This is a genomic window from Bradyrhizobium acaciae (assembly GCF_020889785.1).
Lineage (GTDB): Bacteria > Pseudomonadota > Alphaproteobacteria > Rhizobiales > Xanthobacteraceae > Bradyrhizobium > Bradyrhizobium acaciae.
Map to the genome: position 1 here is coordinate 1 of NZ_JACMYK010000218.1, position 8,664 is coordinate 8,664.

Consider the following 8,664-nt stretch of genomic DNA (forward strand, 5'->3'; position numbering starts at 1 on the left):
CGCGAAGAACGGCTTCGTGTCGCCGCCGATCCGCCGGCGAATTTCAGAGTGCACGCCGTCGGCGCCGACCACGATGTCGCCGCGGCGCCTCTCGCCATTGGCCAGCCGAAGCCAGATGCCGTCGGCGTCCTGATCAAAGCCGGCGCAGCGGCTGTCGAGATGGAGCCGCCCGGGTGCGCGCGCATTGAACGCGTCGACCAGCACGCGGTGAAAGTCGCCGCGATGCACCATCCAGTAGGGCGCGCCATAGATCGCGCGCGACGAGGCGCCGAGGTCGAACAGCTTCCAGGTCCGCCCGGTGCTGAACAGCCTGATCTCCTTGCCCGCAGGCTCGCAGGCAATCGCCTGCATCTGCTGCTCGAGGCCGAGTGCGATGAGGACGCGTGTGCCGTTGGCGCTGAGCTGGACACCGGCGCCGAGCTCGCGCAGCTCGGACGCCTGCTCGAAAATCTCGACCTCGATGCCCCGTTGCAGCAGCGATAGCGCCGCGACGAGGCCGCCGATCCCGGCGCCGGCAATCAGGACTCTTGGCTTGCGCTGTGAACTCACCCGACGTGTCCGCTGCTACCTGCGTGTGACCAGGAAGTCGTCGGTGAACTCGCCGCGCGACACCTTGACCGGGATCTCGCCCTCGCTGCCGATCTCGACGATTTCCGAGCCGGACTTGCTGTCGTCTGATGTCAGCAGCTCGATACGCGCGGCAATCCGTTCCGCCTGCCAATCCGTCAGCTTCCAGGCGAACCGCCCGCCGAGATCGCGCATGCCGAAGTCGTCGTCGGCAGGTGCCAGCACCAGCTCGTTGCGCGAGACGGTGCCGGGAATCCGTTCCGCCACCGCGATCGTTTGCGGTTTCTCGGCAAAGCGTCGCAACAGCTTGGCCAGCGCGGCGATATCAGCGGCTTCACCGAGGAACAGGAACAGCGGATGGAAATCGCTCGGCATGTATTCAAATCGCAGCATGATCACGTGTCCGTTGGGCCGGAACTATTCGCTAAGCACCTTGATGATGTCCTGCGCGTGGCACAGTTCCACGGTGCCGACGTCACCGGGCCGGGCAGGGCACTCCAGATAGCGCACCTGCAGCCACTGGCCGTCGTCCATGTTCTCCACCACCTCGGCGACGATGCCGGCTTCCAGCTTCAGCCGTGTGCCTACCTTGATCGCCATCACGTCAATCATCGCACCACACCTTGCTCAGAAGAACGTGGTGAGATTTTTGGCCAGCAGGATATTCTGTTCAAGCAATATCTCGCGCCGCGCGATCTTCCAGCCAGCGTCGGTCAGGCGCAGCGTGTCGTTGCGGCGGCCGACGAAGATGTAGGTCTCGTACTCGACGCGGTTCTGGTAGACGAGGAAGCGGCTGGCGACATCGAGCTCGCGCGCCGTGCCGATATCCGGCCGTACCTGCTTGATCTGAACATTGCTGACCATGTGCGTGATCCGCGACAGCGGCTCCTCTGCATAATGTACGCCGGTCAGGATCTGCTCGACCCGTTTGGTCAAGGTCCACTTGTCCTCGTCGAACCAGCTGATGCCTTCGCCGCGCTTGGTGTTCTCGCGTGCGGCCTGCTGGCCGAACTTCACATTGCGCCGGATCGGCATGAAATAGCTGATGTCCTCGGTGAGCAGCTCGAGCCAGTCGCGGAAGCGCCGGTCGTCGAGCAGGTCGGCCTCGTGGTAGTAGAAATCCTCGACATCGGCCTTGAGCCGGTAATAGGCCGCCGATCGCTCGATCGTGGCGTTGGCTGCGCGCTCTTGCCTGTCCTGATCCTGAACGGTCGTTGTCATGGTCATCTCCTCATCAGGCGTCGCGGGGTTCTCAGGTTGCGGGCTTGGGCGGGATCGGTCCGCCCTGCTGGGCGAAGCAGCCGACATCGATCACGGTGCCGGACAGCGTTTCCGCTTCCGGCGACAGCAGGAAGGCCACGACATTGGCGATGTCGTCGCCATCAGCGACGCGGCCGGCGGCGGTGCCGGGCGCGCTCCTGCCGAGGCGCGCCGCATCGCCGCCGACACGGCCGAGGCTCATGCCGCTGACGATGCCGCCGCCACCGGGGATCACGGTGTTGACGCGGATGCGCTGGTGGAAGAAGTCGTAGGCCATCGCCGCACTGAGCGCGACAACACCGCCCTTGCTTGCGCTGTAGACCGCCATGTTCGGCTTGCCCCAGCCGGCGCCGGAGCCGATGTTGACGATCGAGCCGCCGCCTTGCGCGATCATGTGCGGGATCGCGGCGCGGCTGGTCAGATACGGGCCCTTCAGGTTGACCGCCATGATACGATCGAAGAGCGCCTCGTCGGTGTCGAGCACGGTGCCGAGCGGGCCGATCGCTGCATTGTTGACGACCGCGTCGATGCGGCCGAATCGCGCCACGGCGTGCGCGACCACCCGCGCAACGTCGCTTGCTTTCGACACGTCGGCTTCCATCAGTTCGGCCGAGAGGCCTTCGCGCTCGAGTTCATCGCGCAGGGCCGGAATGGCGTGCTGCGCGATGCTCGAGACCTGCGGCGCCTCGAGACCGAATGCCACCACCGCATGGCCGCGCCGCGCGAGCCCGAGCGTGATCGCGCGGCCGATACCGAAGGTACCCCCGCTGACGAGGACCGCTTTTTGGGTTGCGCTCATTCTGCGGCCTGCCGGTTGCCCGCGGGCGATCCGAGCAATTCGTGCCAGTCGCCACCCTGCATGTAGGTGGTCCAGCGGCGGTAGAAGCCGCGTGCGATCTGCTCGGTGACTTGCTTGGAGACATCGCCGCCGAGCGGATGGTCGGTCACGTAGGCGCCCATCGACTGCTGATAGTTGAAGGGGTAGCGCCGCGCCACCGTGCCGGTGCTCGCCGCGGTCGCATAGAGCCAGTTCTCCATGTCGTCCTGCTCGGTCATGCCGGCCGGGCCGGAGTAGCGCATGTAGTAGCGGCGCAGATATTCCTTGGCTTCCTTCGGCGCGTCCTTGTCGACCAGGAAGAAGCGCCAGCCTTCGGTCGAGGTCGGGCTGTGCGGATGCCAGGCGCAAAGTCCGCGCGGCTGGCGGCCGTGATAGGAGGTGTTGGGGAAGATCGTGCCGACGAAGGGCAGCAGCCGCGCGCCTTCGCCGAGCCGTCGCTTGCGTTCCTCGAAGCAGTGCCGGAAGTATTTTTCGAGGATCGGGTTGTCGAGAAACGACTCGGTATATTCGTTGGCCTCCGGCTGGATCGCGCTGTGCACGCCATGGCCCGCCGGAAAGCTGATCCAGACGTGCTCGGCCTTCTCCAGTTCGTCGTCGCGGCGGCCCTTCTTGCCGGCGGCAGCGCTCGGGCCGATGCCGATCAGGTCGACGGAGCGGTGGCTCGGATTGTGATAGGTGTCGCCGAGGAAGTTCTCGGCGGCGAATTTCCAGTTGGCCGGGAACACCCATTTGTGGACGCCGATCACCTCGGAGCCGCCCTCGCGGCCGTCGCGGCAGTCGAGCGCCTGGTCGAGATGGATCTTGGCATCGCCGAGATAGGTGAGGAAGTCGGGCGCATCGTTGTCCCAGGTCGCCCAGATCGAGCCCTTGTAGTTGCAGAGCTTGGCGACCGAGACCAGCGAATTGGCTTCGCGGTCGAGCACGCCGTCATACAGCGTCCGGTGTAGCGGAACGCCCTGCAGCTTGCCGTCGGTGGTGTAGGTCCAGCTGTGATAGGGGCAGGTGAACAGCGAGGTGTTGCCCTGCTCGTAGCGGCACACCTTCATGCCGCGGTGCCGGCACGAGTTCAGGAAGACATGGATCTCGCTTTTCTTGTCGCGGCAGAGGATCACGGATTCCTCGCCCATCCGAGAGGTGTAGAAGTCGCCGGGATTGGGCACCAGGCTCTCGTGACCGACCAGGAGCCAGGCGCGGGTGAAGACCTTGTCGAGTTCCTGCCGGTAGATATCGGCATCCACGAAGATCTCGCGGCTGATGAAGCCACCCTTGATGTCAACAAGCTGATCGAAATCGTTGCGAAGCGGCATCGGCTTCTCCTTGTTTCGTATGCGCGACCGTGCGTCGCGGCGAATGATGGGGCTTCCTATTTGTCGAGCTTGCAGCCGCCCGTTTCCTCGGGGCGGAACGCCTGGTCGCCGGGGATGACTGCGATCCTCTGGTAGTAGTCCCAGGGATATTTGCTCTCTTCCGGCTTCTTCACGCGGTAGAGCGAGAGATCGTAGACGACGCGGCCGTCTTTCCGGATGTGCGCGGGGCGGCCGAAGAAATCGACCGGCAACTTGCGCATTTCGGCATTGACGGCCTTCGCCTCGTCGCTGCCGCCGGCCTCGATCGCTTTCAGATAGTGGCGCACGGCGGCGTAGGTCGCGGCCTGCAATTTGGTCGGCTCGCGCTTCTCGATCTCGATGAAGCGCTTGGCGAAGGTGCGGGTGCCGTCGTCGTCATCCCAATAATATTGGGATGCGATGTACATGCCCTGCGCGTCGCGCAGGCCGATCGAATGAACGTCGGAGATGAAGGTCAGCATGCCGACGATGGTCTGCCCGCCCTGTTGCAGGCCGAATTCGTGGGTCTGCTTGACCGCATTGACGGTGTCGGCACCGGTGCCGGCCAGCGCCACCACCTTGGCGCCGGAGTTTTGGGCGGCCAGCAGGAATGACGAGAAATCGGTGGTGTTGAAGGGATAGCGCACCGCGCCGGTCACCTTGCCACCATTATCGGTCACCGCGCGCGAGGCGTCCTTCACCATTGCGGTGCCGAACGAATAATCAACTGCGACAAAGAACCATTCCTTGCCGACGCGGCGGCTCAGCTCGCCGACCAGGCCGGCCGACAGCGCGTAGGTGTCGTCGGCCCAATGCGTGATGACGGGCGAGCATTTGTCGCCGGTAAGGTCTGACGTCGCCGCGCCCGAGACCAGCGCGGTCCGGTTGCTCTGTGTCGCGAGCCCGGCGACGGCAAGACCCACTGAGCTCACCGCAAGGTCGGTCACCGCGTCGACATGGTCGACGTCAAACCATTGCCGCGCGATGCCCACCGCGACGTCGGGCTTGTTCTGGTGGTCGGCCGCGATGATCTCGATCGGCTTGCCCAGCACCTTGTTGTGAAAATCTTCGGCGGCGAGCTTGGCGGCTGTCACCGAGCCCGGCCCGCCGAGATCGCGGCCGCTGCCGTAATCGCTGAGGACCGCAATCCGCACCACGCCGTCCGAAATGCCCGAGCCGTCGGGCGCAGCGTGCACCAGCGGCGTCGAGAGCATCACCGCGGCGATCCTGGCGGCCCATCTGCGCGAGACGTCTGTCCGAACCAAATCCAATCCTCCCGTCGCGTTTGCATGTCCATCTAGTGGACATTATTCTCATAATATGAGATAGTATCGGCGCGGACCGATCGGTCAAGCGCGCTGGATGCAGCGCGCCCTGCCGAATTTGCGGATGTGGACGGATGGCGAAGAAGCCGAAGGCGGAAACTCAGGACGCCGAGCAGGGGGCGTCTGGCGTGCGGGCGGTCGATCGCGCGATCGCGATCCTGCAATGCTTCACGCCGGATCAGCCGGCGATGAGCGTGATCGAGATTCAGAAGCGGGTCGGGCTGAGCCGTCCGACGCTCTATCGTCTGCTGCAGACACTGGCGCAGCGCGACCTGATCCAGGCCGAAGGCGACCCGCAGCGCTTTCGGTTGTCGTACGGCGTGATGAAGCTGGCCCATGTCTGGCTGAAGGGACTGGAGATCGTCGCGGTCGCGCGCCCGATCGTCGAAGGCTTGCGCGAGGCGACGGGCGAGACCGCAGCGTTGTTCCGCGAGCAGGACGATCGCGGCATCTGCATCCTCGAATGCGAGAGCCGTCATGTGCTCTCGATCAGCCGCGGCGTCGGCCACAGCCTGAGCCTGACCCAGGGATCGTCCTGCAAGGCGATGTTGGCGTTCATGGATCCGGCGCGACAGGCCGCACTGATCTCGGCCTCCGTACCGAGCACCGAGCGGGCGCGGATCGAGGAAGCCCTGAGCTTTGCACGGCACAACGGCTATGCGACCAGTCACAGCGAGATCTTCGCCGGCGCGGCCGCGGTCTCCGCGCCGTGTTTCGATCATCGCGGCAATGTCGTCGGTTCGGTCGGTCTCTACGGGCCGACCGCGCGCATCGATGAGCAGAAGCTGTTGGAATATTCCGGGCTGGTGCGCGAGGCAGGCCGGCAGATTTCAGTCTTGCTGGGATTTCAGGGCGCCGAGCCGGCCGTTGCTGGACCCGTGTGAACTGACGGGCACCGGCTATGCCCAGCTGGCGCGGGCGAAGCTCTGTTGGGAACCCGGACGATCGAAGGCAGGTCCGCTGCGGGAACCCGGCGCGGCTGTCGGAGCGCCTGCCGCAATCCCGGGGCGGTGGGCGACGCATCAGGCAGACATTAAGGAATCTTCACGATAATGCGGCTTCTTTCACAGTCGGCAGTGTTCGGTAAGATCGACACATGCCCCGAATTCGGTCAGAACTAACGCGATAGTAACGCATTTTATCGCCGGATTCGTCTCGATAGGACGCAGGCAATCTCGTCAAGACCGGCTTGGTCGACGGCAATCAGTTCGCGTCAAGATTTACGAAGGCTTCCATGACTGCAAGTTGGGTCAATTCGCTTGTCGACAGTGGCATCAAGTCCGACATGCTCAACTTTGCGGCGGACGGCGATTTCACCGACGCCGAAGCCATTCAGTTGCTGGCGGATGTCGCAAATCGCGGCAGTGTCACTGCGAATGAGTTGAACTCGCTGCAGGTGATTGCGGCCAATCTGAACAGCGGACTTTCCACATCGAGCTACGTCTTCCATCTTTTCGTCCAGCTCGTCGACGGCAACCCGGCGAATGCCACCTGGACGGGGGGCACGACATCGGTCGCGCTCGGCAATCTGCAGGTTGGCACGACATCAACGCAGATGTCCGAACTGATCGGAAAGTGGTTCCAGGGGACCGATCTGCCGGATCCGACTCTGCCGCCCGATGCGGCCTCGAGCGGCTGGACATTGCAGGGCTACAGCGCGGTTGTCGGACCGTTGTATTCTTCGGCGGGGGCAGCCACCGTCAACGATGTCTGTCAGGGAGCAAGCGGCGATTGCGAGCTGATGTCGGGCTTGATCGACCTCGTCGTCTTTCATCCTCAGGTCATGAGCTCCATGATCGTGGACAATGGAAACTGCACCTATGGCGTACGCTTCTATGTCAATGGTCAGGAGACATGGGAGACCGTCAACGACGAGTTTCCAGTCGTCAGTGGAACCGAACTTGATTACGGTCACAACTACAATGAGCAGCCCACCGCAATGTGGGTTGCCTTGGTGGAAAAGGCCTATGCCCAACTCAGTTCGTCGGGACAGATCGGGCACCCGGCCGTCAACAGCTACAACAACATCTCCGCCGATCCCCCGACGAATGTCTTCGAGAATCTGACCGATGCGACGAGCGTCAACTATTATCTGAGCACCGCGTCCTATTGGTACAGTGACAAGTCGATCTACACCGCTGCGCTCGCCGCCGGCGACGATGTCATCCTCGAGATCCCTTCGACGTCGCCGTACACCTATGACAGTGCGGGAAATATCCAGCTGGTCCCGGACCATGCTTTCGCAGTCATCGGATATGACAGCGCGACGGGCAACTTCATCGTTCGCAATCCCTGGGGAAACAGTTATCCCGGCCAGAACTGGGACGTGCAGTTCGAGGTTTCGCTCACGCAGATCGCCAATGAGCAAGGCGATTTCGTCATCGATAATTCCGCCGTCGTCGACGTCGCGCCGAATGTGATCGTGTCCAACGTCACCGGCCGGGCGCAGACTTCGATCAGCGCATCGTCGATGTTCTACGTGACGAGCGGTGGCCTGCCCGTGACCGAGTATGCGCTCTGGGACACCGGCGGCAATGGCCATTTCACCGTGAACGGGGTGGCGCAGGCGGCCGGGGTCGAGATCGACGTCGCCGCTTCGCAATGGTCCCAAATTAGCTATCAGTTCGGTGCCGCGAGCGATCAGCTGTGGGTGCGCGCGTATAACGGCGTATTCTGGAGCGCCTGGGCCTCGTTTACCGCGACTCCGGAAGGGCCCACGGTGACGGTCTCGAACGTAACGGCATCGCATGGCCAGAGCTTTGCGGTGTCGTCGCTGTTTACCTACAACGATCCGTTCGGCATGGCCGCCGCCCAATACGATGTCTGGGACGCCGGCACCGGTGGCGGGCACTTCGTTCTGAACGGGGTGGCGCTGCCGGCCAATCAGGACAATTACATCACGGCCGCCCAGCTGTCGTCGCTGAGCTATCAATCCGGCTCCGGCATCGACACACTCTGGATCCGCGCCAACGACGGCACGGCTTGGGGACAGTGGTCGAACGCGTTCACCGTCAACGCTCCGGTCGACACCGGTCCTGTCGAGGCCGTCTCGAACATCAATGCGTCTCACGGGCAGAGCTATGCGGTCACGTCCCTGTTCACCTACGGTGATCCGTTCGGTAGCGCTGCGACCGAATATGACGTTTGGGACAGCGGCACCGTTGGCGGGTCCTTCGTCCTGAACGGGGTGGCGCTGCCGGCCAAGCAGGACAATTACATCACGGCGGCCCAACTGACCTCGCTCAGCTATCAGTCCGGGTCCGGCGTCGACACACTTTGGATCCGCGCCAACGACGGAACTGTTTGGGGGGCATGGTCGAACGCATTCACCGTCAATGCGCCGGTCGAC

General features: G+C 63.5%; 9 protein-coding genes. 2 read left to right on the top strand and 7 right to left on the bottom strand.

All coding sequences use genetic code 11. The features are described 5' to 3' along the window. From H8A92_RS38440 to H8A92_RS38470, 7 genes are all read right to left on the bottom strand, one after another. The coding region (locus tag H8A92_RS38440; RefSeq protein WP_229200486.1) for an FAD-dependent monooxygenase at positions 1-549 on the bottom strand (549 nt) is incomplete at its 3' end. Between the two features lie 15 nt (positions 550-564). After that, complete coding sequence (locus H8A92_RS38445; RefSeq protein ID WP_229200487.1) at positions 565-960, bottom strand: hypothetical protein; 396 nt, start codon at positions 958-960, stop codon at positions 565-567. A gap of 24 nt (positions 961-984) precedes the next feature. After that, positions 985-1,179, bottom strand: a complete 195-nt coding sequence (locus tag H8A92_RS38450; RefSeq protein ID WP_229200488.1) for a hypothetical protein — start codon at positions 1,177-1,179, stop codon at positions 985-987. A 15-nt stretch (positions 1,180-1,194) separates the two neighbouring features. After that, entirely contained in the window at positions 1,195-1,788 is a 594-nt protein-coding gene (locus H8A92_RS38455; protein WP_229200489.1) for a 3-phenylpropionate/cinnamic acid dioxygenase subunit beta, read from the bottom strand. A 31-nt stretch (positions 1,789-1,819) separates the two neighbouring features. Continuing rightward, positions 1,820-2,626: an SDR family NAD(P)-dependent oxidoreductase gene (locus H8A92_RS38460; RefSeq protein WP_229200490.1), complete on the bottom strand. Its 807-nt coding sequence runs from the start codon at positions 2,624-2,626 to the stop codon at positions 1,820-1,822. Then, positions 2,623-3,972, bottom strand: coding sequence for an aromatic ring-hydroxylating oxygenase subunit alpha (locus H8A92_RS38465; protein ID WP_229200491.1), 1,350 nt, complete (start codon positions 3,970-3,972; stop codon positions 2,623-2,625). The genes H8A92_RS38460 and H8A92_RS38465 overlap by 4 nt, the downstream gene beginning before the upstream one ends. 56 nt (positions 3,973-4,028) lie before the next feature. Continuing rightward, positions 4,029-5,261: an ABC transporter substrate-binding protein gene (locus H8A92_RS38470; protein ID WP_229200492.1), complete on the bottom strand. Its 1,233-nt coding sequence runs from the start codon at positions 5,259-5,261 to the stop codon at positions 4,029-4,031. Between the two features lie 128 nt (positions 5,262-5,389). On the opposite strand from H8A92_RS38470, the gene H8A92_RS38475 reads away from it, so the two are divergent. Together H8A92_RS38475 and H8A92_RS38480 are read left to right on the top strand one after the other, a co-directional pair. Then, the gene (locus H8A92_RS38475) at positions 5,390-6,199 is read left to right on the top strand and encodes an IclR family transcriptional regulator (RefSeq protein WP_229200493.1); all 810 of its coding nucleotides are present in this window, start codon (positions 5,390-5,392) and stop codon (positions 6,197-6,199) included. Between the two features lie 305 nt (positions 6,200-6,504). After that, positions 6,505-8,664 (top strand): C2 family cysteine protease (locus H8A92_RS38480; RefSeq protein ID WP_229200494.1); only part of this gene is annotated, 2,160 nt, incomplete at its 3' end.

Bases quoted from the DNA above. Each gene is read 5' to 3' on its own strand.
- H8A92_RS38445 (WP_229200487.1), bottom strand. From the start codon at position 960: ATGCTGCGATTTGAATACATGCCGAGCGATTTCCATCCGCTGTTCCTG.
- H8A92_RS38450 (WP_229200488.1), bottom strand. From the start codon at position 1,179: ATGATTGACGTGATGGCGATCAAGGTAGGCACACGGCTGAAGCTGGAA.
- H8A92_RS38455 (WP_229200489.1), bottom strand. From the start codon at position 1,788: ATGACAACGACCGTTCAGGATCAGGACAGGCAAGAGCGCGCAGCCAAC.
- H8A92_RS38460 (WP_229200490.1), bottom strand. From the start codon at position 2,626: ATGAGCGCAACCCAAAAAGCGGTCCTCGTCAGCGGGGGTACCTTCGGT.
- H8A92_RS38465 (WP_229200491.1), bottom strand. From the start codon at position 3,972: ATGCCGCTTCGCAACGATTTCGATCAGCTTGTTGACATCAAGGGTGGC.
- H8A92_RS38475 (WP_229200493.1), top strand. From the start codon at position 5,390: ATGGCGAAGAAGCCGAAGGCGGAAACTCAGGACGCCGAGCAGGGGGCG.